The organism is Lawsonibacter sp. LCP25S3_E2, assembly GCF_052117285.1.
In the GTDB taxonomy this organism is placed as follows: Bacteria; Bacillota; Clostridia; order Oscillospirales; family Oscillospiraceae; genus Lawsonibacter.
The window spans coordinates 100,611-126,988 of sequence record NZ_JBQKJL010000002.1; the positions used below are offsets into that span (position 1 = coordinate 100,611).

At 58.3% G+C, this 26,378-nt stretch carries 30 protein-coding genes; 14 read left to right on the forward strand and 16 right to left on the reverse strand.

The genetic code is table 11. The features are described from left to right. Window positions 1-83: 83 nt before the first annotated feature. From ACTQ3R_RS02660 to ACTQ3R_RS02685, 6 genes are all read right to left on the reverse strand, one after another. Window positions 84-290 (reverse strand): hypothetical protein, encoded by a 207-nt coding sequence (locus tag ACTQ3R_RS02660; protein WP_441777854.1) that lies wholly within the window; start codon window positions 288-290, stop codon window positions 84-86. 27 nt (window positions 291-317) lie between these two features. Then, window positions 318-608, reverse strand: coding sequence for a hypothetical protein (locus tag ACTQ3R_RS02665; protein WP_441777855.1), 291 nt, complete (start codon window positions 606-608; stop codon window positions 318-320). A 43-nt stretch (window positions 609-651) separates the two neighbouring features. Beyond that, the gene (locus ACTQ3R_RS02670) at window positions 652-1,092 is read right to left on the reverse strand and encodes a helix-turn-helix domain-containing protein (RefSeq protein WP_441777856.1); all 441 of its coding nucleotides are present in this window, start codon (window positions 1,090-1,092) and stop codon (window positions 652-654) included. Between the two features lie 47 nt (window positions 1,093-1,139). Next, window positions 1,140-1,346: a helix-turn-helix domain-containing protein gene (locus ACTQ3R_RS02675; protein ID WP_441777857.1), complete on the reverse strand. Its 207-nt coding sequence runs from the start codon at window positions 1,344-1,346 to the stop codon at window positions 1,140-1,142. A 33-nt stretch (window positions 1,347-1,379) separates the two neighbouring features. Next, window positions 1,380-1,601, reverse strand: a complete 222-nt coding sequence (locus ACTQ3R_RS02680; protein WP_441777858.1) for a hypothetical protein — start codon at window positions 1,599-1,601, stop codon at window positions 1,380-1,382. 112 nt (window positions 1,602-1,713) lie between these two features. Continuing rightward, on the reverse strand, window positions 1,714-2,097 hold the full coding sequence (locus ACTQ3R_RS02685; RefSeq protein ID WP_441777859.1) for a hypothetical protein: 384 nt from the start codon (window positions 2,095-2,097) through the stop codon (window positions 1,714-1,716). Between the two features lie 133 nt (window positions 2,098-2,230). On the opposite strand from ACTQ3R_RS02685, the gene ACTQ3R_RS02690 reads away from it, so the two are divergent. The 5 genes from ACTQ3R_RS02690 (at window position 2,231) to ACTQ3R_RS02710 (ending at window position 6,909) form a co-directional block, all read left to right on the forward strand. Next, entirely contained in the window at window positions 2,231-2,812 is a 582-nt protein-coding gene (locus tag ACTQ3R_RS02690) for a helix-turn-helix domain-containing protein (protein WP_441777860.1), read from the forward strand. 207 nt (window positions 2,813-3,019) lie between these two features. Continuing rightward, entirely contained in the window at window positions 3,020-3,889 is an 870-nt protein-coding gene (locus ACTQ3R_RS02695) for a DUF4236 domain-containing protein (RefSeq protein WP_441777861.1), read from the forward strand. Window positions 3,890-3,971: 82 nt separating this feature from the next. Next, complete coding sequence (locus ACTQ3R_RS02700) at window positions 3,972-4,787, forward strand: hypothetical protein (protein ID WP_441777862.1); 816 nt, start codon at window positions 3,972-3,974, stop codon at window positions 4,785-4,787. A gap of 96 nt (window positions 4,788-4,883) precedes the next feature. Beyond that, complete coding sequence (locus ACTQ3R_RS02705; protein WP_441777863.1) at window positions 4,884-6,356, forward strand: recombinase family protein; 1,473 nt, start codon at window positions 4,884-4,886, stop codon at window positions 6,354-6,356. Window positions 6,357-6,363: 7 nt separating this feature from the next. After that, on the forward strand, window positions 6,364-6,909 hold the full coding sequence (locus ACTQ3R_RS02710; protein WP_441777864.1) for a manganese catalase family protein: 546 nt from the start codon (window positions 6,364-6,366) through the stop codon (window positions 6,907-6,909). 45 nt (window positions 6,910-6,954) lie between these two features. Here the strand turns inward: ACTQ3R_RS02710 and ACTQ3R_RS02715 are convergent, their stop codons facing one another. From ACTQ3R_RS02715 to fba, 4 genes are all read right to left on the reverse strand, one after another. Then, window positions 6,955-7,203 carry a permease of phosphate ABC transporter gene (locus ACTQ3R_RS02715; protein ID WP_441777865.1) on the reverse strand — a complete coding sequence of 83 codons (249 nt, stop codon included), beginning with the start codon at window positions 7,201-7,203 and terminating at the stop codon, window positions 6,955-6,957. Between the two features lie 39 nt (window positions 7,204-7,242). Next, the gene (locus ACTQ3R_RS02720; protein ID WP_441777866.1) at window positions 7,243-8,097 is read right to left on the reverse strand and encodes a radical SAM/SPASM domain-containing protein; all 855 of its coding nucleotides are present in this window, start codon (window positions 8,095-8,097) and stop codon (window positions 7,243-7,245) included. Between the two features lie 61 nt (window positions 8,098-8,158). Then, a complete protein-coding gene (locus ACTQ3R_RS02725; RefSeq protein ID WP_441777867.1) occupies window positions 8,159-8,659 on the reverse strand; it encodes an amidase domain-containing protein in 501 nt (166 codons plus the stop codon). Window positions 8,660-8,758: 99 nt separating this feature from the next. After that, a complete protein-coding gene (fba, locus tag ACTQ3R_RS02730) occupies window positions 8,759-9,724 on the reverse strand; it encodes a class II fructose-1,6-bisphosphate aldolase (protein ID WP_441777868.1) in 966 nt (321 codons plus the stop codon). A gap of 143 nt (window positions 9,725-9,867) precedes the next feature. On the opposite strand from fba, the gene ACTQ3R_RS02735 reads away from it, so the two are divergent. The 8 genes from ACTQ3R_RS02735 (at window position 9,868) to ACTQ3R_RS02770 (ending at window position 19,338) form a co-directional block, all read left to right on the forward strand. After that, window positions 9,868-11,112, forward strand: coding sequence for a 6-phosphofructokinase (locus ACTQ3R_RS02735; protein ID WP_441777869.1), 1,245 nt, complete (start codon window positions 9,868-9,870; stop codon window positions 11,110-11,112). A gap of 185 nt (window positions 11,113-11,297) precedes the next feature. After that, complete coding sequence (locus tag ACTQ3R_RS02740) at window positions 11,298-12,860, forward strand: alkaline phosphatase (RefSeq protein ID WP_441777870.1); 1,563 nt, start codon at window positions 11,298-11,300, stop codon at window positions 12,858-12,860. Between the two features lie 93 nt (window positions 12,861-12,953). Next, on the forward strand, window positions 12,954-14,117 hold the full coding sequence (locus ACTQ3R_RS02745) for a YibE/F family protein (RefSeq protein ID WP_441777871.1): 1,164 nt from the start codon (window positions 12,954-12,956) through the stop codon (window positions 14,115-14,117). A 2-nt stretch (window positions 14,118-14,119) separates the two neighbouring features. Further along, window positions 14,120-14,347, forward strand: coding sequence for a hypothetical protein (locus tag ACTQ3R_RS02750; protein ID WP_441777872.1), 228 nt, complete (start codon window positions 14,120-14,122; stop codon window positions 14,345-14,347). Window positions 14,348-14,460: 113 nt separating this feature from the next. Further along, window positions 14,461-15,711 carry a DNA polymerase IV gene (dinB, locus tag ACTQ3R_RS02755; protein WP_441777873.1) on the forward strand — a complete coding sequence of 417 codons (1,251 nt, stop codon included), beginning with the start codon at window positions 14,461-14,463 and terminating at the stop codon, window positions 15,709-15,711. Window positions 15,712-15,741: 30 nt separating this feature from the next. Further along, window positions 15,742-16,773 carry an anion permease gene (locus ACTQ3R_RS02760; protein ID WP_441777874.1) on the forward strand — a complete coding sequence of 344 codons (1,032 nt, stop codon included), beginning with the start codon at window positions 15,742-15,744 and terminating at the stop codon, window positions 16,771-16,773. Between the two features lie 155 nt (window positions 16,774-16,928). Next, a complete protein-coding gene (locus ACTQ3R_RS02765; protein ID WP_441778051.1) occupies window positions 16,929-17,660 on the forward strand; it encodes a ZIP family metal transporter in 732 nt (243 codons plus the stop codon). 217 nt (window positions 17,661-17,877) lie between these two features. Beyond that, on the forward strand, window positions 17,878-19,338 hold the full coding sequence (locus ACTQ3R_RS02770; RefSeq protein ID WP_441777875.1) for a carbon starvation CstA family protein: 1,461 nt from the start codon (window positions 17,878-17,880) through the stop codon (window positions 19,336-19,338). Between the two features lie 55 nt (window positions 19,339-19,393). Here the strand turns inward: ACTQ3R_RS02770 and sigG are convergent, their stop codons facing one another. The 6 genes from sigG to ACTQ3R_RS02800 all read right to left on the reverse strand — a co-directional run bounded on the left by sigG (window position 19,394) and on the right by ACTQ3R_RS02800 (window position 25,641). Next, window positions 19,394-20,164 carry an RNA polymerase sporulation sigma factor SigG gene (sigG, locus tag ACTQ3R_RS02775; protein WP_441777876.1) on the reverse strand — a complete coding sequence of 257 codons (771 nt, stop codon included), beginning with the start codon at window positions 20,162-20,164 and terminating at the stop codon, window positions 19,394-19,396. Window positions 20,165-20,347: 183 nt separating this feature from the next. Then, window positions 20,348-20,797, reverse strand: a complete 450-nt coding sequence (locus tag ACTQ3R_RS02780; protein ID WP_441777877.1) for a DUF523 domain-containing protein — start codon at window positions 20,795-20,797, stop codon at window positions 20,348-20,350. Between the two features lie 88 nt (window positions 20,798-20,885). Then, window positions 20,886-21,137, reverse strand: a complete 252-nt coding sequence (locus ACTQ3R_RS02785; RefSeq protein WP_441777878.1) for an IreB family regulatory phosphoprotein — start codon at window positions 21,135-21,137, stop codon at window positions 20,886-20,888. A 102-nt stretch (window positions 21,138-21,239) separates the two neighbouring features. Next, window positions 21,240-23,942 (reverse strand): DNA translocase FtsK 4TM domain-containing protein, encoded by a 2,703-nt coding sequence (locus ACTQ3R_RS02790; RefSeq protein ID WP_441777879.1) that lies wholly within the window; start codon window positions 23,940-23,942, stop codon window positions 21,240-21,242. Window positions 23,943-23,970: 28 nt separating this feature from the next. Further along, window positions 23,971-24,825: an undecaprenyl-diphosphate phosphatase gene (locus ACTQ3R_RS02795; protein ID WP_441777880.1), complete on the reverse strand. Its 855-nt coding sequence runs from the start codon at window positions 24,823-24,825 to the stop codon at window positions 23,971-23,973. A 129-nt stretch (window positions 24,826-24,954) separates the two neighbouring features. Next, complete coding sequence (locus ACTQ3R_RS02800; RefSeq protein ID WP_441777881.1) at window positions 24,955-25,641, reverse strand: ClpP family protease; 687 nt, start codon at window positions 25,639-25,641, stop codon at window positions 24,955-24,957. 135 nt (window positions 25,642-25,776) lie between these two features. Between ACTQ3R_RS02800 and ACTQ3R_RS02805 the strand changes: the two genes are divergently transcribed. Further along, a complete protein-coding gene (locus ACTQ3R_RS02805) occupies window positions 25,777-26,358 on the forward strand; it encodes a helix-turn-helix domain-containing protein (RefSeq protein WP_441777882.1) in 582 nt (193 codons plus the stop codon). The last annotated feature ends 20 nt before the right edge of the window (window positions 26,359-26,378 follow it).

Below are 26,378 nucleotides of genomic sequence, written 5' to 3' on the forward strand. Positions count from 1 at the left end.
GTAGATGTTCTCACGATTGTCCTTTCGGATAATCGTCCCCGTGGTCTCTCCAGGGCCACGGGGTTTTTTTATGTCCCGACACATTATCCGACCTCCTCCAGCTCTCGGATCACCACCTGGCCTTCCGGCTGGACGATCGCCATGGCCATGGATCCATCTCTAATCCTCGCCCGGAAGAAGTGCTCACTCAGCTGCTCCACCTGCCGCAGCTGTTCCGGGCCGTACCGGGCCACCAGCTGCTCGGTTACCGCTGCGGCGTCTGGCAAGGTGCTCGCAATCGTCTTGAGCATTATGATTTCCTCCTCACTTGGCCCCGCTTACGCGGGGCTTTTTTCTGATGTACCCTCGCGGCCTAGCTGGGCCTGCTTCCGGCGGCGCTCGGCAGCGATTTCGGGGAATACCTCCTCAAACGGCCGGAGGCCCACAGCGTAGTAGTGGCGCTCCCCAGCATAGGCGGCATTCAGGGCGTGGACATCCCGCATAGCGAAAACATAGTCCCGCTGTTCCTGGGTCAGCTCGTCGGTGGGATATGAGACCCCGTCGATTTTCACATAGGACCGATACCAGAACTCATGACCAGATGCCGTTTTCAGTTTGACCATTCCCATATAAATCCCCCCTCCTCTCTGACCTTATGGCCGCTGGCTTGTCTTATATGCTCTTGCTATGCTCGCAGTAACGCAGTTCCATGCAGCACTGAGAGAAGTCACAAATCTCCTCAATGATCTCGGCATACGCTTCACTTTCCTGGTCATCAACTAGATTATCCTCAGCAATCTCCAGCAGGCGCTCCATTGAGTGATGGTTGGCAAACCGTTTGAGCCGGTTGTAGAGCCGCAGCACCGCCTCCATGAAGGTCCGCTTCTGAATCTTAGGGATGACGCATGACGCCAGCTCATCATACAGATTGAGGTGCTGCACAGCCAGCCGCTGGGCGTTGTAGCAGGTCACCATCCGTGACACAATATAGTTTGGCGGAACCCGCTGCCCCGTCTCGTAGGCTCTGACGCTCTCCACGCTGATTCCCAGCTGCTCCGCCGCCGCTTCCTGGGTCAGACCGGCTGACCGACGGGCAGTTTTGTAGATATTCATGTAGTCCTCCGGCATGGTAAAGTCATCCTTTTCTAGGTAAACTTAAACTAGGCCGAGGCCTGCCCTGCACTATTTCGACCGTAAAGCTCGTCAATGGTGCAGCCAAACAGATCGGCAAGCCTGGGCAGCTTTTCAGCCCTTGGATATGCCTCGCCGGTCTCCCAGCGGAACACGGCCGCCATATCAACCTTCATGGCACGAGCCACATCAGGCCGGGACAGCCCTGCCTTTTCCCGACATCTTCTGATTTCCATGACCTTCCTCCTTTCAATCGCTTTTCATTGATTTTAGGTCATGCCTGTGTTAGGATAAGATTGACTTATTGTCATGGTGGTGGTTGTATGGATGCCTTGGTCACTGCTCTGAGCAAGATAGATTGGGCAGATACCGCCGGTGTTGCCGGCTTCATCCTGTCTCTTTTTCTCGCCGTCTCGCAAATTTGGAAAAATCGGCTGAAAATATCTGTCGATGAGTGCATAGTCATCAATCGCAAAAATACTTCGCAGCATATATTTTTCTTTCTCCGGCTCTGCAATAAAACCAGCGTACCCTTCTCATTGACGGATATCCTGGTGGACGATGGTACAGGCCGAGGCCCGGTGCGCAGAGATACCACAGTTTTTACCTACAATTCTCCGGGGTCTGGGGCAGGTCCCGATCGGAGATTGCCTGTAGGACCTGTTGTACTTTCTCCAGCGTTTCCGCTTCGATTTGAGCCGTATGGCGCAGAAGAAATGCTGATACAGGTATGCCGTCAGCAAATAAATATGCAATATCTGCATCCGGGTGATCCAGAGCATAGTCCAAGGGGACATCTACAGTCTCTATTTCATCGAATTCGTAGGAGATGTATGCGTTTACCTCAGCCTCGGTTAGTGTTTCGCACTTCAAGAGGGCAACGCGCAGTAGCTCTTTACGTGCAGTCCACGCAGCCGTGGGAGTGGCTGGAGAAGTATGCCGTCCAGAGGGGTGCGCTGGAGGAAAAGCTGGTTTTTTCCAAATCATAATCTCACCCCCTTTCGTTTGACCTCTAATCACTGATTACAGGTAAATCATAATCAGAGTTTTTCTGATTGTCAACCATTAAATCAGATAATTTCTGATTTTGGTATTTATTACTAAAAGGTCGTGTTATATTTTGGATAGAAATACTAATGAATATATTGCAATTCGAAATAGAATATTTCAGTTACTAGATGAGCAAAAAATCTCACAAAAAGAATTTGCAAAAATGATTCGAGTATCTCCACAAACAATAACTGATTGGAAAAAAGGAAAAAGCCAATCGTTTTCTTCTATGCTTGGTACAATTGCAAAAGCGTTAGGTACATCGCCTGTCTGGATTTTTGCAGGAACTGGAGATAAAGAAGTATCATGGGATGAAATTCAAAAAAAAGATGATGAACGAGCTCAGTTGATGGCTGCGATAACAGAACAACGCTGGGAAGATACAAAAAAAGAGCTGATTGCCGTAGTTCAAGAGGCCATAAAAAGGAATGATTGGACGGTATTTAATTTTGTTTCTTCAGAATTGAAAACATTTGCTGATATAAATAATATTTCTGTTGAAGAATTATTTGGCGAAACAAAAAAGCCCACCGTCCAAGACGATGGGCTCAGTGAAGCGGAGCAAGCACTTATTGATCAGTTCCGGCAGCTGACGCCGGAGCAGCAGGACATGGTAATCCGGATGGTGCAGGCGGCCGCTGACAAGCAGTAATGGCCTGGGCGGCCACAGCCAGCAAAGCAGCGGGGTCGTTGCCTCCCCGAATGATAACAAGTAATTGACTTTCTTTCTCTGTCATGTGCGCCGCCCCCTTAATCTTGATTGTATTGCAATTATAGAACATTTGTTTTATAATTGCAATATGATAAAAAAATAAATGTGTCCAATTTGGACACATGTGTGAAAAGAGAGGATAGAACTATGGGGTTGAGATTTCGTAAGAGCGTAAACTTTGGCCCGCTACGTGTAAATTTCAGCAAATCTGGAGTAGGGTACAGCGTAGGAGGAAAGGGATTCCGCATTACAAAGACGGCAAAGGGAACTATTCGAAAAACTACATCAATCCCTGGGACTGGCATTTCATATGTTGAAGAAACATCTTTAAAATCGAATAAGCATACTACAAATAAAGAATCCAATCGCTCCAATCCCATAGAGCAAGAAGAAAAGAAGCCTATTTTTCAAAAATGGTGGTTCTGGGCTGTAATCATATTTGCTGCCATAATTGTATTTTCTCTTGTTAATCGCAGCGACAACGCAGATTCTTCTCAACTTTCCGGAAATAAAGATTCCTACCAAGGGGTAAGCAGCAGTGCTTCAGCACAACAAGACGAGCCAGAAGCTACGTTTACTGATGACGCTGTCATTAGCCTAATTGATGATGTATATCAGGCGGATCAGATTAGTAATATACTTAAAGCTAATGATAAAGTAGAGGTCAGTATTCAAGTTTCCAAGGATAATTTTGATGCTGCTGTCGCAGAGCAAACAGCACAGCAAGCTTGTATGGCCATAAAAGATGGTCTAGGATTAAACTATGCAGTAATTTATCTCCAGGATGATGAGGGCAGCAATCTAATTTCAGTGTTAAACGGAAAAACAACCTATAACGCTTTAATTTCAGATACAGAAGAAACAGAGAATGAAGTATACGATCCATTGGTATGGGTATCCGCAAGCGGAACAAAATACCATAGCTCATCGTCTTGCAGTAATATGAGTAACCCATCCCAGATGACTTTATCCAGTGCAGTATCAGCTGGATATACTGCCTGTCAAAAGTGTCATTAAGTGCTTAAAGGAAAGTTGGAAATTGTTTTAAATTAAGTGTCTGTGTCCAACTTGGACACAAAAGTAAAGGGAGATAAATAGAATGAAAACGTGGAAAATTGTATCTGGCATTATTTCCATTGTTCTAAGCGGAGTTGTAGTTTATCAATCCAGGGCAGCTTCCCTACTGGATCAAATTGCAAACAATCTTTTTGACGTAGGTAGCAAAAGCGGTACAGCTGGCTACTTGGTTGCACTTCTCATGGTAGCTGGTGGAATTATATCTATTGCAACACGCAAGGGAAGCAAAGTGGGCGACATTGCCATTGCGAGCTGTTTCGGCTTAGCCGCTGTTATTGGCTACATAATGGGCGGATTTTATCTGGATCTGATTGTCTGGTCTACATGGTGTGTTGTTTGTGCGCTTTTTGCTATTATCTCTCTTATCAAAAAAACAGAAACCGCCCCAGCTTCCAAACCTGTCCCCAAAAAAGCATTTGACTATACCTCCAGAGACATGGCTCGTGCCGAGGTCATGACGGTCTATACAAAGCAGTTCCGATTTAATGGCGGCGAATCTGAGGACACGTGTAGAAAACTGTTTGGCAAAGTAGAAGCAGCTGTAGCCCCTGATTCTCAGGTGGTCACCGCTTTCCTTGCAAAGGAAGGCAGCAAGCTCTGTGCCTGTGCCGTAGCGGTATCTAAATTGATCATTGCCAACGATCAGGAAACCACTTCGATTCCCGTCCTGAATATTTCAAATTGTTCCTTTGCCAACGGGCTTTTATCCGTTATGTACGATGGGAAATTTCTTGCCCTGACTATTTCAAATCCTCAAGTTTTTGAGGTTTTCCGGTCGTCCCTGGAGGACTGCCAGGCCGCAGCCAGAGAGGAAGCAAAGGCCGGCGGTCAAGCCTGACCAGCATTTTGTACTTAAGAAGCCGCCCCAGCTGGGCGGCTTCAAAAAACCTAATGATTCGAACATTTATACCATTTATTTAGGAGGGGATTCCCAATGGCAACACCCGACAACCTGCCTAAGATTGCCGCCGCATATATCCGGGTCTCCACCGATGATCAAGTGGAATACTCCCCTGACGCCCAGCTGGTCGAGATCAGAAAGTACGCTGCCTCCCATGGCTACATTCTTCCCCAGGACTACATCTTCCTGGATGAGGGAATCAGCGGCAAACACACGGAGAAGCGCCCGGAGTTTAACCGCATGATCGGCATCGCCAAATGTAAGCCCAGGCCTTTTGATGCCATTCTGCTCTGGAAGTTCTCCCGATTTGCCCGCAACCGGGAGGACAGTATCGTCTACAAGTCAATGCTGCGCAAGGATCTGGGCATTGACGTCATCTCCATCAGCGAGCCGCTGGCCGATGACAAAATGTCCATCCTTATGGAGGCCATGATTGAAGCCATGGATGAGTATTACTCCGTCAACCTTGCCGAGGAGGTCAAGCGGGGCATGACGGAGAAAGCCCGCCGGGGCGGGTTGCAGAGCACACCGGCCTTTGGATACCGGGTGGAGCATAATCGGCTGATCCCCGTCCCGGAGGAGGCCGCGCTGGTACGCTCCATCTTTGAGCGATTCATATCCGGCCAGGGCCTCTTCCCTATCGCCAAGTGGCTTAATGAGATGGGCGTCAAAACGCACCGGGGCAACCGATTTGAAAATCGCACCATAGAGTATATCCTGCGAAACCCGGTGTATATCGGCAAAATGCGGTGGAACCCAACCGGCCGGACCCGCCGGGCATTTGACAACCCCAATATTATCCTAGCCGATGGAGAGCATGAAGCCATCATCTCCCAGGAGCTCTGGGACGAAGCCCAGAGGCGCATGGCCGAGGTCAAAGCCAAGTGGAAGTATCACGGCCGGCCGGTATCGGAGCTGAAGCACTGGATGTCCGGACTGGTGCGCTGTGCTGACTGCAAAGGCACGCTGATCTTCTCCAGGCCACGCTACTGGAAGTGCAATAACTACGTCAGAGGCAGCTGCAAAAGTACCCAGCACGTGACGGAAGAAAAGCTGGAGGGAATGCTATTGGCCGCCCTGGAGTATGACCGGCAAGCTGCAGTACCCATCCAATATACAGTCATGCGCCGAAAAAAGACGGACGTGAGCGAGCTGTCGCTTCTGGAGGAGCAGCGCAGGCAGTTGGGCGTGAAACTGGGCCGCCTGCGGGAAGCCTACCTTGCCGGCGTCGAGACCCTAGATAGCTACAAGAAGGCCAAGGCGGAACTGGATGAGCGGGCAGCTCAGCTGGATCAGCGCATGGAGGCCCTCAAGGCCCCGGAGGATCCAGCTGTCCTGGAGGCCAGCATGAAGGAGCGAATTGGCCGCTGCCTGGAGATCCTCCAGAACCCCACTGCAACAAAAGAACAGAAACATGCCGCCGCCACTGACACCATAGAGTGCTGCTATTTCTCCAAGTCCCGTAACCTCTTGGAGATCCACTACTATTTCTTCTTAGAAAAATAGTAGTCTATTGGAGTACGGCGGGCCGGACGGGGAGCTGGGCGCCTCCATGCGCTATCTGTCCCAGCGCTACGCCATGCCCTACGCCGAGGCCAAGGGCCTGCTCACCGACATCGGCACCGAGGAGCTGGGCCACATGGAGATGGTGGCGGCTATCGTCCACCAGCTCACCCGGAACCTCACCGCCGACCAGATCAAAGGCACTCCCTTCGCCGCCTACTTCGTGGACCACACCACCGGGATCTATCCCACCGCCGCCTCCGGTTTCCCCTGGAGCGCCGACGGCATGCAGTCCACCGGGGATGTGATCGCTGACCTTACGGAAGATATGGCCGCCGAACAAAAGGCGAGAGTCACCTACGACAACATCCTGCGCCTGAGCGACGACCCGGACGTGAACAACGCCATCCGCTTCCTCCGGGAACGGGAGATCGTCCACTTCCAGCGCTTCGGTGAATGCCTGCGGCTGTGCAAGGAGAAGATGGACAGCCGGAACATTTACCTCACCAACCCCGCCTTCGACAAACCTCAGCCCAGAACCTCTGTCCAGGCATAAAAGCAGGGCCGCCCATTTGGGCGGCCCTAAGCATTGATTTTTTGCTCAGGAGAACTCCTCTTCCCGCTGCGCATCCTGGCTGCGCAGGATAGTGCCAATAAATTTTCCCATCACCGCCGCATAGGTGACCACAAAGATGATCCCCGCGATCCATGCAGCGGGCTTCTTTCGCTGCTTGGGCACCTGAAGGCCGATGAGCACCCCCAGGGACCCCAGACAGAACTTGAGCAGCGCCATGTCCTTCCAGGTACAAATCTTCAGATAATCCTCCGCCCAGCCCATGAGCTTTTTCATAAAACCCCTCCTGTTCTATTGCTGACAAGTAAAAACGCTTTACCGAAACCGATTGGAAAAGGAACACCGCCGGCACAGTTCCTCCTGGGCCATTCCCTGAGAAAACCCCTCATAGATGGCTCTGGAGCGAGGGCTGTCCAAAATTTCCTGCAGCTCCTGGTCAAAGAGGTTTCCCAGGGGCACATCCCCCTCGTGGTCCAGACAGCAGGGCACCACTGTTCCGTCCCACAGGACCCCTACCTGGTCCCGCAAGCCGTAGCAAAACCGCCTTCCCCCCTCCTCCGGTGCGGAAAGGTCCGGCCAGTTGAACTTCTCCCCCCACTCCAGAAAGATGTTGGGAGCCAGGGTGGTCCCCCGCCGTCCCTCCTTCCAGGGGCGGGGAAACGCCCCTTCGATCATAGCAAGTATTTTCCCGTTACAGTGGTTGGCCCCCACGGTATCTGCGCCGTCCAGATTCCACAGACGCAGGGCGCAGCGTTTTCCTGCCTGACTTGCGGCGTTTGCAAAGGACAGGCAGTCTCCCAGATAGCATTCCAGGCTCCCGCCCCCTTCATTCCCTTCAAAGGAGTGTACAGAAATGCTCACCTTCTCCACCGCGGGGCTTTGGAGAAGCACCTCCCCCACCTTTGGCAGCAGGGTCCCGTTGGTGGTGATCATGGTCCGAAAGCTCAGCTCGCCGCAGATCTCCAGCAGCTGCTTGAGCTGTGGGTGCAGGAGAGGCTCTCCCATCAAATGGAGGTAAAGGTACTGGGTGTGGGGCCGCAGGCGGGCGGCCAGAATACGGAAGCGTTCCGGGGAGAGGAACCCTTTGTCCCGCCGGGTTCCAGGGCAGAACGCGCAGGCGAGATTGCACACGTTGGTGATCTCCAGATAGGCTTTTTTCAGCTGGCGCACGCCGTTTCCCTCCTGTTCTCTGGTTCTATTATAGGACGGCGCAGCGCCCCTGTCAACGAACTTACCCCCGTACCCCGAGGATATGAATGAGCCGGAGGGATTCATAAGGATACGAGCTGAGCGGCCGAAAATCACTGTCCTCACTGTGGGCGGCCACCAAAATTTCTTCCGGGGTTTTTCCCAGTACCGCCACCACCACGGGGGTGTGGGTAAACGGCGCGCCGGGAGCAAAGCGCAGCTGCACAAAATCCCCCTCCTCCGCCTGGTCCAACGGGGCGTTCATACCAAAAGGTCCTTTGGAGGCAGCCGTTCGGGTCAAAAAATTATAAAAGTAAGGCACCCCCGTCCAGGCAGGAGCCCGGTCCCGGAGGCTGCGGTAGTACCAGCCATAGGTTGGCGTGAAATTCATAATCCCGGCCCCGGCATAGAGGCACTGGGAAGCAAAGCTGGTGCAGTCGCCGCCGATCTGGTCGAAGGGGTAATAAGCCGGGTTCCGGCCATGGGCCCACTGGTGGGCATAGCCTACGGCGGCAGCACGGTCATAGGGCCTGATGTCTGGCATAGTCCTCTCTCCTCTCCTGCCAGCCTATGCACAAGCGGAAAAAAGGATATAAAAAAGGAGCGCCGAAGCGCTCCTTTGAATTTAAGGGAAAACGGTTGCTTACGCCTTGCCGTCGCAGCCCAGAACGTAGACCAGCTTGTGCTTGACCAGCTCCTTGATGGCGGCACGGGCGGGCTTGAGGTACTCGCGGGGATCGAACTTGTCGGGGTGCTCGGTGAAGAACTGACGGATGGTGCCGGTCATGGCCAGGCGCAGGTCAGAGTCGATGTTGATCTTACACACAGCGCCACGGGCAGCCTGACGCAGCTGCTCCTCGGGGATACCCACAGCGTCGGGCATCTTGCCGCCGTTCTCGTTGATCATCTTCACGAAGTTCTGAGGCACGGAGGAAGAGCCGTGGAGCACGATGGGGAAGCCGGGCAGACGCTTGACGACCTCGTCCAGGATGTCGAAGCGCAGGGGCGGGGGAACCAGCTCGCCCTTCTCATTGCGGGTGCACTGAGCGGCGGTGAACTTGTAAGCGCCGTGGCTGGTGCCGATGGCAATGGCCAGGGAGTCACAGCCGGTCTTGGAGACGAACTCCTCCACCTCTTCGGGGCGGGTGTAGTGGGACTGCTCGGCAGAGACGTTGACCTCGTCCTCCACGCCGGCCAGAGCGCCCAGCTCGGCCTCGACCACCACGCCGTGGTCGTGGGCGTACTCTACCACCTTCTTGGTGATTTCAATGTTCTCGGCGAAGGGCTTGGAGGAGGCGTCGATCATAACGGAGGTAAAGCCGCCGTCGATGCAGCTCTTGCAGGTCTCAAAGCTGTCGCCGTGGTCCAGATGCAGACAGATGGGCAGGCCGGTCTCGATGATAGCGGCCTCGACCAGCTTGACGAGATAGGTGTGGTTGGCATAGGCACGGGCGCCCTTGGAAACCTGAAGAATCAGGGGGGCGTTGACCTCCTTGGCAGCCTCAGTGATGCCCTGGACGATCTCCATGTTGTTGACGTTGAAAGCGCCGATGGCGTAACCGCCGTCGTAAGCCTTCTTAAACATTTCGGTAGTGGTGACCAATGGCATAATTACCATCTCCTCATATATTTTTTGCGATTCATATTGTACCATTGATAGTTGATAAAAACAAGAGGACATGTTATATTAAAAAAGAAAGTTGACCTATCGCTTTTTAGCACTATTTCATATTGTTTTAGGAGGAAGTAAACATGGAGAAACTTACCGGCGCTTGTATTATCGGCCAGTCTGGCGGTCCCACCGCGGTCATCAATGCCAGTGCTCAGGGCGTCATTCAGACCGCTCTGAAGTCCGAGTGCATCACCCGCGTGCTGGGCGCTGCCCACGGCATCAAGGGCGTGCTGGAGGACAAGCTCTATGACATGTCTCAGGAGGATCCCGCCGAGCTGGAGCTGATGAAGTTCACCCCCTCCTCCGCTCTGGGTTCCTGCCGTTATAAGCTGGCCGATCCTGACAAGGACGACACCGATTATAAGCGTATCCTGGAAATCTTCAAAAAATACAACGTCCGCTACTTTTTCTACAACGGCGGCAACGACTCTATGGACACCTGCAACAAGATCTCCAAGTATATGCAGAAGGTGGGCTATGAGTGCCGGATCATGGGCGTGCCCAAGACCATTGACAACGACCTGAACGGCACCGACCACTGCCCCGGCTTTGCCAGCGCCGCCAAGTATATCGCCACCTCCTGCGCTGAGGTTTGGCAGGACGCCCACGTCTATGACACCGGCATGGTCACCGTCATCGAGATCATGGGCCGTCACGCCGGCTGGCTGGCCGGCTCCGCCGCCCTGGCCTCCCTCACCGGCTGCGGCCCCGACCTGGTGTACCTGCCCGAGGTGGACTTCGACATGGACAAGTTCGTCGCCGACGTGAAGGCCATCTACGAGAAGACCGGCAAGTGCATGGTGGCCGTGTCCGAGGGCATCCACTTCGCCGACGGCCGTTTCGTTTCCGAGGCTGAGACCTCCGCCACCGACGGCTTCGGCCACGCCCAGCTGGGCGGCCTGGCCGTGAAGCTGGCCGACATCATCAAGAAGCAGACCGGCGCCAAGGTCCGGGGCATCGAGCTGTCCCTGCTGCAGCGCTGCGGCTCTCACCTGGCCTCCAAGACCGACGTGGAAGAGGCCTGGCGTGCTGGCTCCGCCGCCGTGGAGGCCGCCGTGTCCGGCGTCACCGACAAGATGGTGGCCTTCCAGTGCACCCGTGAGAACGGCAAGTACGACTGCCAGATCTCTCTGGAGCCCCTGGACATCGTGGCCAACTTCGAGAAGAAGGTCCCCCTGGAGTGGATCAACGCTGCCGGCAACGGCGTGGAGCAGCCCTTCATCGACTATGTGCTGCCCCTCATCCAGGGCGAGCTGGACACCCCCAAGGAGAACGCTCTGCCCCGCTTCGCTCACCTGAAGAAGGTTCTCACCACCGAGATGTAATTATCTCAAACCCGAGCTCGCAGGCCCGGCGGAATGTTCCGCCGGGCCTTTTTTATGCCCCGGAAGCTCGGGGCTATTTAACTCAGGTTTCACAAAACTCCGGTAGCACACTTAACAAACGCCCCCTAGAATAGTGCTGTCCCAAGCGAATCAAACTACGAAAAACCTAGGGAGGAAATGAAACCATGAGAAAGCTTCTCGCTGCGGCCATTGCCACCGCTCTGGCCCTGACCGCCCTGGCCGGGTGCAATGTGAGCGCCAGCCAGACCGACGCCCAGACCCAGCAGCCCGTTCAGGCTGCCGCCCTCAGCGCCACTTCCACGGCTCTGAAGGCCCCCAAATATGTGTTCCTGTTCATCGGCGACGGCATGAGCTACCCCCAGTTCCAATCCGCTTCCGATTACCTGGGCGCTCTGGCCGACCCGGATTATCAGCTGGCCGAGCCCAGCCTGGATGATAACCAAGGTGCAGTGCTCAACGGCCCCGTGGCGCTGAATTCCATGGGCTTTGATGTGGCCGGCTCCGCGGTCACCTATGATTCCAACTCCTTCGCCCCCGACTCCGCCTCCACTGCCACCTCCATCTCCACCGGCCACAAGACCTACTCCGGTTCCATCAACGTGGACGAGACCGCCACCGTGGAGTATGAGACCATCACCGAGAAGGTCCACGACCAGCTGGGCATGAAGGTGGGCGTCATCTCCTCCGTCAACCTGAACCACGCAACTCCCGCCGCCTTCTATGCCCACCAGGCCAGCCGCAACGACTACTATGACATCGGCCTGGAGCTGGTGGAGTCCGGTTTTGAGTACTTCGCCGGCGGCGGCCTGCTCAAGCCCACCGGCGCGGAAGGAGACCAGGCAGACCTGTACACCCTGGCCGAGAAGGCCGGCTATGACGTGGTAAAGACCCAGGCCGAGGCCGAGAAGGTCACCGCCGAGAACGGCAAGGTCATCCTCATTGACGAGCACCTGGCCGACGGCGACGCCATGGCCTATGAGCTGGACCGCACCGATGATATGTGGTCCCTGGCCGACTACGTGGAAAAGGGCATCGAGGTCCTGGACAACGACAAGGGCTTCTTCCTCATGTGCGAGGGCGGCAAGATCGACTGGGCCTGCCACGCCAACGACGCCGCCTCCTCCATCCACGACACCCTGGCCCTGGCCGACGCGGTGCAGGAAGCCATTGACTTTGCCAAGGAGCACCCCGCTGAGACCCTCATTCTGGTCACCGGCGACCACGAGACCGGCGGTCTGACCATCGGCTTTGCCGGCACCGACTACGACACCTATCTCAGCCAGCTGGACAGCCAGAAGATCTCCTTCGCCAAGTTCGACAGCGACTATGTCGCCTCCTACAAGACCAACAAGACCTCCTTTGAGGCCGTTCTCACCGACATTGAGAAGTTCTTCGGCCTGAAGGCCAAGGGCGAGGCGGGCGACCGGCTGGTGCTCACCGACTATGAGCTGGGCCTTCTGAAGACTGCCTATGAGAAGTCCATCAACGGCACCGCCACCGGCATGGCTGAGCAGGCGGAGTATGTGGCCTACGGCACCTACGAGCCCCTCACCGTGACCATCACCCATATCCTCAACAACAAGTCCGGCGTGTCCTTCACCTCCTACAGCCACACCGGCCTGCCCGTGGCCGTCTTCGCCGATGGCGTCAACGCCGACCAGTTCAAGGGCTACTACGACAACACCGACATCTTCAACAAGCTGGCTCAAATGCTGGCCGTCAAGTAAGCATTCTCCCTCTTCCAAGGCCCGCCCCGGCTGTTCCGGCCGGGACGGGCCCAATCATATAGAACATTCCCCTTCCAAAGGAGCCTGACCATTATGCCTCACTTCACCCTCTCCCCCCAGTCCCTGCGCTACCACGCCCCGGTGTGGGTGTGTCTGCTTCTGACTTTGATTTTGATCGTTCTGCCCACGGGCTATGAAGACAATGTGGTCTTTCAGGAGTCGGACATCCGGCCCGCCCTGGTGCTGGAAACCGATGACTCCACCGTCATCGACACCGGCCTTGTACGCTCCGGCGAGCAGCGCTGCCGCCTGGAAGTGCTCAGCGGCCCCTTCCAGGGGCAGATCGTGGAGGGAAAAAACACCCTCAACGGTTCTCTGGAGCAGGACAAGATCTTCGCCGTGGGGGACAAGGCCCTGGTGCGCATCAATTATGAGGGAGACCAGGTGCTCAGCGTGTCCATGATCGACCACTACCGCATGCCCTGGGAGCTGGTGATGGGCGGCATGTTTGTGCTGCTGCTGGTGCTGTTTGCCGGGAGGACCGGAATCCGGGCGGTGCTGTCCTTCATCCTCACGGTGCTGATGATCTGGAAGGTGATGGTCCCCCTGTACCTGAAGAACTGGAACCCCATCTGGGTGGGACTTTTCATCACCCTGGCCCTGACGGTGCTGATCATCGCTCTGGTCTATGGCTTTGACCGGCGGTGTGCCGCCGCGGTGTCCGGGTCCGCCCTGGGCATTCTGGTCACCTGCGTCATGGGCATGATCTTTACCGACCTCTTCCAGATCCACGGGGCGGTGATGTCCTATTCCGAGAGCCTTCTTTATGCCGGATATCAGGACCTGAACCTCACCCGGATCTTCATGGCCTCCATCTTCATCGGCGCCTCCGGTGCCATCATGGACCTGAGCGTGGACATCACCTCGGCGGTATATGAGGTGGTGGAGAAGCGGCCCGATCTGGGCTGGTGGGAGGCCGCCCGGTCGGGGATGAACGTGGGCCGGGCCGCCATGGGCACCATGACCACCACCCTCCTCTTTGCCTACTCGGGGGGCTATGTGGCCCTGCTCATGGTCTTTATGGCCCAGGGCACTCCCCTGTCCAATATTTTCAACTACAAGTATGTGGCCGCCGAGCTCATCCATACGGTGATCGGCTCCTTCGGCCTGGTCACCGTGGCCCCCTTCACCGCCCTGTGCGCCGGGTTCTTCCTGGCCAAGCGCAAGACTGCGGCCTGTGAACAGGAGGCAGAATAGGCATGAAGAAAAAGTTTCGGCTGTGCTGCGGCGTGATGCTGCTGGGGTGCCTGCTCATGCTGGCAGGCTTTCTGACCGACCGCTCCCTGCTGTACATCCCCGGAATTCTGACCTTTTTTGCAGGGATTCTGCTGGAATTTATGCTCATACGCTGCCCCTTCTGCCACCGCTATGTGGCCCTCTACGTTCCAGGTAAATTCTGCCCCCACTGCGGCGGAGAGATGAAATAAAGAAACGCGGCCGGTGGGCCGCATTTCTTTTGGCTGGTTATAGAACATAGGTTTGACTTTTCGCTGCGAATGGGGTATCATAGTCTCAGAACCAAACGAAGGAGGGCGGCGTTATGGACCGGGTCATCTTTCACTGCGATTTGAATAGCTTTTATGCCTCGGTAGAGCTTCTCTCCCACCCAGAGCTTCGGCACCTGCCCGTGGCGGTGTGCGGAGACCCGGACAGCCGCCACGGCATCATCCTGGCCAAAAACGAGCCCGCCAAGAAGTTCGGAGTCAAGACCGCCGAAACCATCTGGCAGGCCCGGAAAAAGTGCCCGGACCTGGTCCTCCTCCCTGCCCACCACAGCAAGTACCGGGAATTCTCCAAAAAGGTCAACGGCCTCTATCAGGCGTATACCGACCTGGTGGAGCCCTTCGGCATTGACGAGAGCTGGCTGGACGTGACGGGCACCCTCCACCTCTTCGGCGGCGACCCCCGTGCCCTGGCCAACCGTCTGCGCCATGAGGTGCGCAGCCGCTTCGGCCTGACCATCTCAGTAGGGGTGTCCTTCAACAAGGTCTTTGCCAAGCTGGGCAGCGACTATAAAAAGCCCGACGCCACCACGGTCATTACCCAGGAAAATTTCAAGTCCATGGTCTGGCCCCTGCCGGTCACCGACCTTCTGTATGTGGGACGGGCGGCCGCCCGCGCCTTTGAGAAGTTCGGCATCCGCACCATCGGGGATCTGGCTGCCTTTGACCGGGAGAGCCTCTATACCCTGCTGGGAAAAAACGGGGTGCAGCTTCACGACTTCGCCAACGGCCTGGACGCCTCCCCCGTGGCTCCCGCCAACCAGCACACCCCGCCCAAGTCGGTGGGCAACGGCTACACCTTCCCACGAAACCTCCAGGGCCGGGAGGAGATCCGGGCGGGCATTGCCCAGCTCTCGGACCAGGTGGCTGTCCGCCTTCGCAAGTGCGGCATGAAATGTCAAGGTGTTTCCCTTGCGATCCGTGACCCGGCCTTCCGGGACCTGAGCCGTCAGCAGCGCCTATCTTCGCCCACCGATCTGGGCCGGGAGCTCAGTCAGGCGGCCATGGAGCTGGCGGAAAGCTGCTGGAACATGGACCAGCCTGTCCGGGCCCTCACCGTCACCGCCATCTACCTCATTCCCGCCGGGGAGGCGGGGGCCCAGATGAACCTGTTTTCCGGGCAGCAGGAGGAGAAGCGGGAGAAGCTTCAGAAGCTGGAGGGGGCCATGGATGCCATCCGGGCCAAGTTCGGCCCTGGGGCCATTGTTCCCGCTTCGGCCCCCCGTGATGGCAGAAAGGAACGCCACGCTCCCCCTCCCGGAGGCCACCGGACATATGATGCGGAATAAGTTCATACGCTGGGGCATGGAGGTGAAGCCATGCCCCTGTCTTTTTCTGCCTTTTTTCTGCAATTGCTGGAAAATCCGGCCCTGCTGCTTACCACCGTGCTGCTCTTGGGGGTGCTGCTGGTCAATGGCTGGACCGACGCTCCCAACGCCATCTCCGCCGCGGTGGTCACCGGGGCCCTCCCCTTCCGCCGGGCGGCCCTGCTGGCGGCGGGGTGCAACTTTTTAGGGGTCTTTTGTGTCACGAAGGTCAACGCCTCTGTAGCGGAGACGGTCTACTCCATCGCCCGCTTCGGCGGCGGGACCAAGGCCGCCCTCACCGCCCTGTGCGCCGCCATGACGGCCATTGTCCTCTGGGCCGTGCTGGCCTGGGCCCTGGGCATCCCCACCAGCGAGAGCCATGCCCTGGTGGCCGGGATCTCGGGAGCGGCTGCCGCGTTGGAGGGGAGCTTCTCCTGCATTAACCCGGTGGCCTGGGCTAAGGTGCTGGTGGGGCTGGGGCTGTCCCTTCTGGCGGGTTTCTGGGCGGGAGAATGGGCCCGGAGGCGTCTTGATTCTGTAACGTGGAACGACCATACCTTCCTTCTGGCGCAAATTCCCGGAGCGGCCGGAGCTGCCTTTCTCCATGGGGCTCAGGATGGGCAGAAGTTTCTGGGGGTCTTTCTGCTGGGCTCGGCCCTGGCCCAGGGACAGGGGGAGGCGGCCATGGGGGCGGCGCCGGTGTGGCTGATGGGCCTGTGTGCGGGGTGCATGGCCCTGGGTACGCTTCTGGGCGGGCGGAGGATCATTGACACCCTGGGCCGGGACATGGTGGACATCGGCCCGCGGGAGGGGCTTGCGGCGGATGGAGCCACCATGGCCTGCCTGCTGGTCTCCACCCTGCTGGGGCTGCCCGTCTCCACTACCCACACCCGGACTGCCGCCCTGCTGGGGGTGAGCCGGGCCGGGGGCTGCCGCCCCTGCTGGGCAGTGGCCGGACGGGTGGGGCTGGTGTGGCTGCTCACCTTCCCCGCCTGTATGGCCATCGGCTACTGGACGGCCCAAATATTTCTCTCCTTTCTGTAAGAATGCACCCCGCCCTGTCCTGGGGCATAGCCTATTCTGGAAGCAAAGGCACAGGCCGGGGCCCCGCGGCCCCTGCCGCCGTTTTCAGAAAGGAAGCAACTGTCGTGCTCAACGCGCTTTTATGGGCCGCCGCCGGGACTGGGTTCACTGCTTTGATGACCGCCCTGGGCTCCGCCGTGGTCTTTTTGTTCCGCCACCGGTCCTCCCCCGCCCTGCACCGGATCATGCTGGGCTTTGCAGCCGGGGTGATGATCGCGGCCAGTATGTGGTCCCTGCTCATTCCCGCCATTGAAAAGGCCCAGGAGATGGGTCTGCCCGGCTGGCTGCCGGCGGCGGGCGGCTCGGTTTTCGGCATCGGGTTTCTGCTGGCCATGGATTATCTTCTCCCCCATTTGACCCCCGAGTCCTTCCACCTACACAACTCCCCCAGCCGCACCGCCCTTTTGGTGCTGGCCGTGACCCTGCATAATATCCCCGAGGGGATGGCCGTGGGCGTGTCCTTTGCCCTGGCCGCCCAGAGCGGGGACCCCGCCCTGCTCACCGCCGCCACCGCCCTGGCCATGGGAGTGGGCATCCAGAACTTCCCCGAGGGGGCAGCCATCTCCCTGCCCCTGCGTCAGGAGGGGATGGGCCGGTTGAAGGCCTTCCTCATCGGGGCAGCCTCCGGGCTGGTGGAGCCCGTTTTCGCCCTGATCACCGTACTGGTGGCGGGGACGGTGCAGCCCATGCTCCCCTGGCTTCTCTCCTTTGCCGCCGGAGCCATGCTCTATGTGGTGGTGGAGGAGCTCATCCCCGAAGCCAACCTCTCCCAGGGGGGCCACTCCGGTACCCTGGGGGTCATGGCCGGATTTCTGCTGATGATGATTTTGGACGTGGCACTGGGGTAATTACGCCCAATCAGATAAAGATTCTGCAAGTTTATCCTCCTAAGACCTTGACATTTTCCAAATCGGAGCTATAATAAAGCCGCCTTTGGGGGCAGTCCGATGGTTGTGAAATGCCCCGTGTTGTATCTTTCGCTTTTCAGGGAGAAACAGGGGGCATTTTTTATGCCCTTTATCAGGAAAAACGGAAGAAGCGAGGAAAAAAGGAGGAAACGAAGCAATGATTACGTTCCTGATTTCTCTGGTGGTGCTGCTGGTGGGCTTTGCCCTGTACAGCAAACTCATTGAGAAGGTCTTCTGTGTGGACGGCCGCCAGACCCCCGCAGTGGCCCATCCCGACGGAGTGGACTACACCCCCATGAAGACCTGGCGTCTGTTTTTGATCCAGCTTTTGAATATCGCGGGCCTGGGGCCCATCTTCGGTGCCCTGGCGGGCGCCTGCTGGGGCCCTCGGGTGTACCTGTGGATCGTCTTTGGTACCATCCTGGGCGGCGGCGTCCATGACTACCTGTCCGGCATGCTCAGCGAGCGGCACGACGGCGCTTCCATCTCCGAGATCGTCGGTAAGTATCTGGGCAAGTTCATGCTGCAGGTCATGCGTGTCTTCTCGGTGATCCTGCTGATCCTGGTGGGCGTCAACTTCTCCAAAAACCCCGCCCAGCTGCTGGCCATCCTCACCCCCGAGACTCTGGACGCCAACTTCTGGCTGGCTGTGGTGCTGATCTACTACTTCATTGCTACCTTCCTGCCCATTGACAAGGTCATCGGCAAGCTCTATCCCCTCTTTGGCGCCTGCCTCATCATCATGGCCGTGGGCATTGCCGGTGTGATGCTCGTTGACGGCAACTACCGCGCTCAGATGCCCGAGCTGTGGCAGTACATCGGTGTGGAGGGCATGGGCCATCCCACCAACACCCCCATCTGGGCTCAGATGTTCGTCAGCGTGGCCTGCGGCGCCATTTCCGGCTTCCACGCCACCCAGTCCCCCATGGTGGCCCGGTGCATGACCTCTGAGAAAGAGGGCCGTACCATCTTCTACGGCGCCATGGTCACCGAGGGTATTATCGCCCTGATCTGGGCCGCCGCCGGCGTCACCTTCTACGGCAGCGTCGGCTCTCTGAACGAGGCTCTGGCCGGCGGCCAGTCCGTGGTGGTAGAGGAGATCTGCTCCACCATGATGGGCCCTGTGGGCGGCGTTCTGGCCCTGCTGGGCGTCATCGCCTGCCCCATCACCTCCGGCGACACCGCCTTCCGTTCCGCCCGCCTGACCCTGGCCGACTGGTTCCACATCGACCAGCACAACTGGAAAAACCGTCTGCTGCTCACCATTCCCGTTCTGGGCGTGGGCGCACTGATGACCAGATGGGGCGATTTCGCCACCTTGTGGAAGTACTTCTCCTGGTCCAACCAGACCCTGGCTATGATGGTCCTGTGGGCCGGCGCTGTGTATCTGCACCGCAACGGCTTCCCCCCCATCGCCTGCATGATGGCCGCTCTGCCTGCCACCTTCATGTCCGCTGTGTCCGTGACCTACTTCATCCAGGCTCCCGAGTGCCTGAACATGTCCACCTCCATCGCCTACCCCGTGGGCATTGTGGTGGCCCTGGTGTTCTTCGGTATCTTTATGTGGCGTGAGTGGGTAGCGCGCAAGGATGACGTGCGCACCTCCGCTGCCGCGTAAGATTCTTCCCGTTCAAACGAAAAGCCGTCCGGCCAAAAAGAGCCGGGCGGCTTTTTTACATCTCTCTGCGGATCTGACGCAGGGCATTCTTTTCCAGCCGGGACACCTGGGCCTGGGAGATGCCGATCTCTGCAGATACCTCCATCTGGGTCTTTCCCTGAAAGAACCGCATGGACAGGATCTTGCGCTCCCGGTCGGTGAGGTGGCCCACCGCTTCCTTCAAGGCGATGCGCTCCACCCAGGTCTCATCGTTATTTTTGGTGTCCTTCACCTGGTCCATCACACAGATGTTGTCCCCGCTGTCCGAATAGACCGGCTCATAGAGGGACACAGGTTCCAGAATGGCGTCCAGGGCAAAGACCACCTCCTCCCGAGGGATGTCCAGCATGTTGGCGATCTCCTCCACGGTGGGCTCCTTCTGGTGCTGGGCCATATAGCTCTCCTTGGCCTGGAGCACTTTGTAGGCCGTGTCCCGCATGGCCCGTGACACCCGCATGGTGCTGTTGTCCCGGAGGTAGCGGCGGATCTCCCCCACGATCATGGGCACGCCGTAGGTGGAGAACTTCACGTTGAGGTCGGTATTGAAGTTGTCGATGGCCTTAATGAGGCCAATGCACCCCACCTGGAACAGGTCGTCGGCGTTCTCCCCCCGGTTGGTGAAGCGCTGGATGACCGACAGCACCAGGCGCAGGTTCCCGGCAATGAGCTCCTCCCTGGCCTGTTGGTCCCCGGCCTTGGCCCGCAGGAGCAGGGCCTGGGTCTCATCGCTTTTGAGCACCTTCAGCTTGGCTGTGTTGACCCCGCAGATCTCCACCTTGTGCTGCATAACATAAAACCTCCCGCCCGGTGATACTGTACTTCCAGTATCTCCCCGGCGGGTGCTTTCATACGGGACGGCAGGCAGGGAAATATTTTATCGTGTGACCTGGTTCGATGGATTTTTCAGCGCTAGCGTGCAAAGAAAGGGCGGACCCCCAATGGAGGTCCGCCGTGCAGTACGATGATTTTCTTACCCCTGGGGCTCAAACAGGCAGCTGTCCAGGTTCTCCTCGTCTAGGACGACGATCCCTGCCTCCCGCAGCAGCTTTGCCGTCACACCCCAGCCGGGGACCAGGGTATGGGTAAAGGTGCCGTCATAGATCTCCCCGCTGCCGCAGGAGGGGGAACGGGCCTTGAGCACCGCCAGGGTACAGCCGTTTTCCTGGGCAATTTCCAGGGCCTTCCTTGCCCCGGCCAGGTAGGCCTCCGTCACGTCCTCCCCGTCCTCATTCACCACCCGGCCGTCCGGCTGGAGCTCCGCCGGGGCACGGGGGGTATCCAGTCCGCCCAATACCTCGGGACAGACGGGGATCAGGTTGTGCCCCGCCCGGTGCAGCTCGATGACCTGGCGGTCCAGACGGCTGCAGCCGTCATAGCGGCAGGGCTCTCCCAAAAAGCAGTGGCTGATGAGTATGTTCATGGGTATCGCTCCCCTCGTTGGATGATAAACAGCACAATGGCCCGCCACAGGGCGGGCCATAACGGTCGTGCATGTGCGCAGACGGGCTTTAGTGGGTGAGATAGTACTTGACCAGCGTCTGGAGCAGCTCGTCCCGGTCTACTTTACGGATGAGGGCACGGGCGTTGTTGTGGTTGGTGATATAGGTGGGGTCCTCGGAAAGAATGTAGCCCACGATCTGGTTGATGGGGTTATATCCCTTCTCCTGCAGGGCCTGATACACCGTAGACAGGATCGTCTTGATCTCCAGATCCCGCTGATCTCCCAGGCTGAATTTCCGCGTAAAATCCATATCCGCCATAAAAACACCTCCCAACAAAGATAAACCTTGGGACTAGTCTACTCCAAAAGGTGTGGACTGTAAAGAGGTTCCAGGAAAATTTAATAGAAATGAAATAATTCCTTAAAGTGTGTCCTCTTCCGAACGGTCCAGGGCTTCCTCCACATCAAAGGGAGGCGTATCCTCCTCCGCTGCGGGAATTCCAGCCCCAGGGGGCACACCGCCGCCCTGGCGGTATTTCATCTCCTGCCACTGCTCTTTGGTAATGAGCAGCTGCCGGGGCTTGCTGCCCTCAAAGGGGCCCACAATGCCCTTCTCCTCCAACTGGTCCACCAGCCGGGCGGCACGGGCATAGCCCAGCTTCAGCCGCCGCTGGAGCATGGAGACCGAGGCCTGGCCCGTCTCCACCACCACCTCGGCAGCGGCGTCGATGAGCTCGTCAAACTCGCTGTCCACATCCTCGGGGGCAGAGCCGCCCACACCCTTGGAGCCCTTGTCCTTCTCAGAGGCGTTGTGCTCGATCTCCTCCATGACGGCATCGTCATACTGGGCCGAGCCGCTGTTCTTCTTCACGAAGTCCACCACGGAGGCCACCTCCCCGTCGGAGATGAAGCAGCCCTGGACCCGTGTGGGCTTTCCGCTGCCCAGAGGGGCAAAGAGCATGTCGCCCCGGCCCACCAGCTTCTCCGCGCCCTGGGTGTCCAGGATGATCCGGGACTCCATGGCGGAGGCCACGGCAAAGGCGATGCGGCTGGGGATATTGGCCTTCATCAGGCCGGTAATGACGTCGGCAGAGGGACGCTGGGTGGCGATGACCAGGTGCATGCCGGCGGCACGGCCCATCTGGGCCACCCGGCAGATGGACTCCTCCACCTCTTTGGCGGCCACCAGCATGAGGTCAGCCAGCTCGTCGATGACCACCACGATGGCGGGCATCTTCTCCATGCCCTCGGTCTTGGCGGCCAGGGCGTTATACTCCTCCAGCTTGCGCACCCCCACCTCAGAGAAGGTACGGTAGCGCTTCATCATCTCGGTGACCGCCCACTGCAGGGCGCCGGCGGCCTTCTTCGGGTCGGTGACCACGGGGATGAGCAGGTGGGGAATGCCGTTATAAATGCCCAGCTCTACCATCTTCGGGTCCACCATGATGAGGCGTACCTCTTCGGGAGTGGCCTTATAGAGCAGAGAAATGATCAGGGAGTTGGTACACACCGACTTACCGGAGCCGGTGGTACCGGCAATGAGCAGGTGGGGCAGCTTGCCGATATCCCCCACAATGGCCTGTCCGCTGATGTCCTTGCCCACGGCAAAGGAGATCTTGGACTTGCTGCCGGTAAAGGCATTGGAGCCAATGACCGCATGGATGGACACGGGGGAAACCACCTTGTTGGGCACCTCAATGCCCACCACGGAAATCTTATCCGGAATGGGGGCGATGCGCACGCCGGTGGCCCCCAGGGCCAGGGCAATGTCGTCGGCCAGGTTGGTGAGCTTATTGAGGCGCACCCCCTGGTCCAGCTCCAGCTCGTACCGGGTGACCGAGGGGCCCCGGACCACGTTGACGATGTTGGCCTCGATGCCGAAGGAGCGGATGGTGTCGGAAAGGCGCTGGCGGTTGGAATTGAGCTCGCCCAGAGCCTCTCCCCCAATTTCGCCGCTCCCCTCCTGCAACAGGGACAGGGGCGGGTACTGATAGGGGGCGGCCCCCTGTTCCATGGTCTGCCGGATGTCCTGGGCCACCTGGGCCGCCTGGGCCCGTGCCTCCTCCTTCGTGACCTTTTCCAGCTCGGGCTGGACGGCAGGGGCAGGAGCCTCCACGCTCGGGGCGATCACCGCAGGCTCCTCCCGCAGCGGGGCGCTGGGGACCTTTGGCTCGCCCGGAGGGGGAGCGGTCACAGGAGGCACCACCGGAATGGGCTGGGGTGCTTCCGGCAGGTGCTCGGGCTGCTCGGGCTGAGAAGCCGGCTGGGGCGGCTGCTCCTGCTTTACCTTGGGCTGGAGAAGCAGATCGGGGGCAGGCACCCGAGGGGTGCGGTTGAAAAACCCGCGCTTCTCCTCTTTTCGGGGCTCCTGGCCCACCAGGGGGCCGTCGTCCACGGGAATGTCGATGGGAGCCCGTGCGGTCTTGGGTGCGGGAGCCTCCTCCCGCACCTCCTCCCGGCGGCTTCTGCGGGGGGCAGGCTCGGGCTCCGGCTCGTAGTCATACTCCGGCCGGTCGGTGACCCAGCGCACTACATCTCCCACCGTGCGGTGGAAGGCGGCCAGGCCCACCACCAGGCCCACCAGCACAAAAAGGATGGTGGCGCCGATGGGGGTAAAGAGGGCCACAAACCCCTGGGCGATCACGCCGCCCAGGCTGCCGCCGGACTTCAGCTCCATTCCGCTGGCCACCAGTGTGCCCCACAGCTTGGTGTCCCAAGGCAGGGGGTCCACCAACAGGCCGTGGACCAGGCAGGAGAAAATCAGGGGCAGCAGCAGGGCGCACACCAGGCGCAGCCGCACCGGTCTGCCCCGGTGGAAGGCCAGAATATAGGCCCCCAGCAGCAGTGCAGGGGGCGTAAGCCAGAAGCCGTAGCCCAACAGGCCCTTCACCAGGTTACAGAACCAATGGATGAAGATCCCCTCGGTATTGAAATAGCCAAAGGCGGTAAAAATGGCCAGCAGAAAGCAGACCACGCCCCCAAGCTCCCGGCGGAAGGGGCGGCTTTTGGAGGCGGGCTGGCTTTTTCGGCTGCCGCTTTTGGCACGGGAGGAAGCCGCGGTCCGTTTTCCTCCGGAAGAGGATTTGGCGCGGCTGCCCCCGGTTTTCTTTTGTGTGGATGCCATAAACTCTCGATCCTTTCCGGATTCAGGCTTAGACGGCGGGAACCAGGGTCCAGCCCATCAGGGTCAGAACAAGGAACACAGCTCCCGCGGCCCAGCAGTAGTAAGCAAAGGCGCCGAACTTGCCCTTGGAGGCCAGCAGGTTCACAAGGCCGATGGCGAAATAGCCCACCACTCCGGCGATGACCATGCCCAGCAGATACTTGGGCAGGGCCCCCTCGGGGAGAGGCTCGGCGGCCTGAACGGTCTTAATGACCTTCAGCAGCGTAGCGCCCAGCACGGCGGGCAGGGACATGAGGAAGGAATAGCGCACGGCAAACTTCCGGTCAAAGCCACGGGCCATACCGGCAGAAATGGTGCAGCCCGACCGGGACAGGCCGGGGATGGTGGCAAAGCCCTGGGCCACGCCCACCAGCAGCACATCCACCAAAGTGGCGTTCCGGGCGGTCTTGCGTCCCTGGTTCATCCGGTCGGAGAAAAAGAGGATGCAGCCGGTGACCAGCAGGGCGCAGCAGACAAAAATCGGATTGGAGCCAAAGGCCTCTACCTTGCTCTCAAAGGGCAGCACCAAAAACAAAGGCAGCGTGCCCACGATGATCAGCAGCACCAGCCGCCGTGCCTCGGGGGGATTCCCCCGTGAGGGGTCGTGGGAAAAGAGAGAGGCCACGCCCCGGAAAAACTCTACGATCATCTCCACTACATCCTGGAAGTAATAGATGCACACCGCCAGCAGGGTGGCGAAGTGGAGCAGGATATTGAACAGATTGTCCGGCTCTTCCATGCCGAAGAAGTGCTGGAACAGGGTCAGGTGCCCGGAACTGGAGATGGGCAGAAACTCGGCCACGCCCTGGACAAATCCCAGGACGGCAGACATTAAGTAGGTCAAAATCAGATCCCCCTTGAAGTGTTTGTTCGCCTCAATGGACGCTATTACTATATTAACACAAAGGGGAAAACAATTCCAGTATTTTATGAATAAATTATGTCAACTTGAGGAGAGGGAGGCCCTGCCCCCCTACCCCTGCTTTTTCTCCCGAATCATGTTGTGCAGTTCCTCCAGTGCATCGGAGAGCCCGCCGATCCGGTCAATGAGCCCCAGCTCCACCGCCTCCTCCCCATAGATGACGCTGCCCACATCGGCGGCCAGTTCTCCGGTCTGGAGCATAAGACGTGTAAAGTCTTCCCGCTTCACATGACTGTTGGCAGTCACAAACTGGAGGATGCGCTCCTGGATCCGCTCAAAGTAATAGAAGGTCTGGGGCACCCCGATGACCAGGCCGTTGAGGCGCACCGGATGGATGGTCATGGCCGCCGAGGGGGCGATGAAGGACACCTTGGCGGACACCGCCAGCGGTACGCCGATGGAGTGGCTGCCCCCCAGCACCAGGGAGACCGTGGGCTTTGACATGGAGGCGATGAGCTCGGAGATGGCAAGGCCCGCCTCCACGTCTCCCCCGCCGTTGTTGAGCAAAATGAGCAGCCCGTCAATCTGGTCGCTCCCCTCCACCGAGGCCAGCAGGGGCAGCACATGCTCATATTTTGTGCTCTTGCTGCTCTGGGGCAGGAGCTGGTGGCCCTCGATCTGCCCTACGATGGTAAGCACATAGATGGTTCCCCGGTCTGTGCGGATCAGAGAGGAGCCCAGGTCTACAATGGGCTGAAGGTTCTCCTCTCCCCCCGGCTCCTGAATGGTTTCGTCCATAAAAAATCCCTCCTGTTCCCGGTTAGCATGTGCCGGGAAGGGAGATTTTAGCCAAAAACCCCTTCTCTACTTTTCGTAGGTTGCATTTTTGCCCTCCTTGGAGCATAATGGCCCCAACAGAAAGGAGCTATCTTCATGGACAATCTGCAATTCGGGGCCTTTGTGGCCCAGCTGCGAAAAGAACGCAATCTGACTCAAAAGGAGCTGGCCGATGCCCTCCATGTCACCGATAAGGCGGTGTCCAAATGGGAGACGGGCAAGGGCTTTCCCGACATGAAGCTGCTGGAGCCCCTGGCCCGGACTTTGGGGGTGTCCCTGGTGGAGCTTATGCGGGGGGAACGGCTGGAGGCGGACGCCCTGCCTGTGGCTGAGGCGGAGCAGGTGGTCTCCCAGGCCATGGACCGGTCCCAGAAGGCCACCGCCCGGCGGTATCTGAAGCTGCTCTCCGCCCTGCTCATGGGCATTGGCGCCATGTGTCTGCTGCAGCTCATTCCTCTGATCGGTTTCCTGATTCATTGGAGAAAATTCAGCCCGTTATTTGCCCCTGGAGACTACGGCGTCATCGGCGGCGCGGACGGCCCCACCGCCATCATCACCGCCACCCGAACCCTCACCTGGTGGGACACATGGGGCGGCATCGTGATCGCACTTGTCGGGCTGATCCTCTGTATTGTCCTGGCCGTAAAGGTAATACGCTTGACAAAAAATATGAAGTAAGGCAGCAAAATACCCCGGCT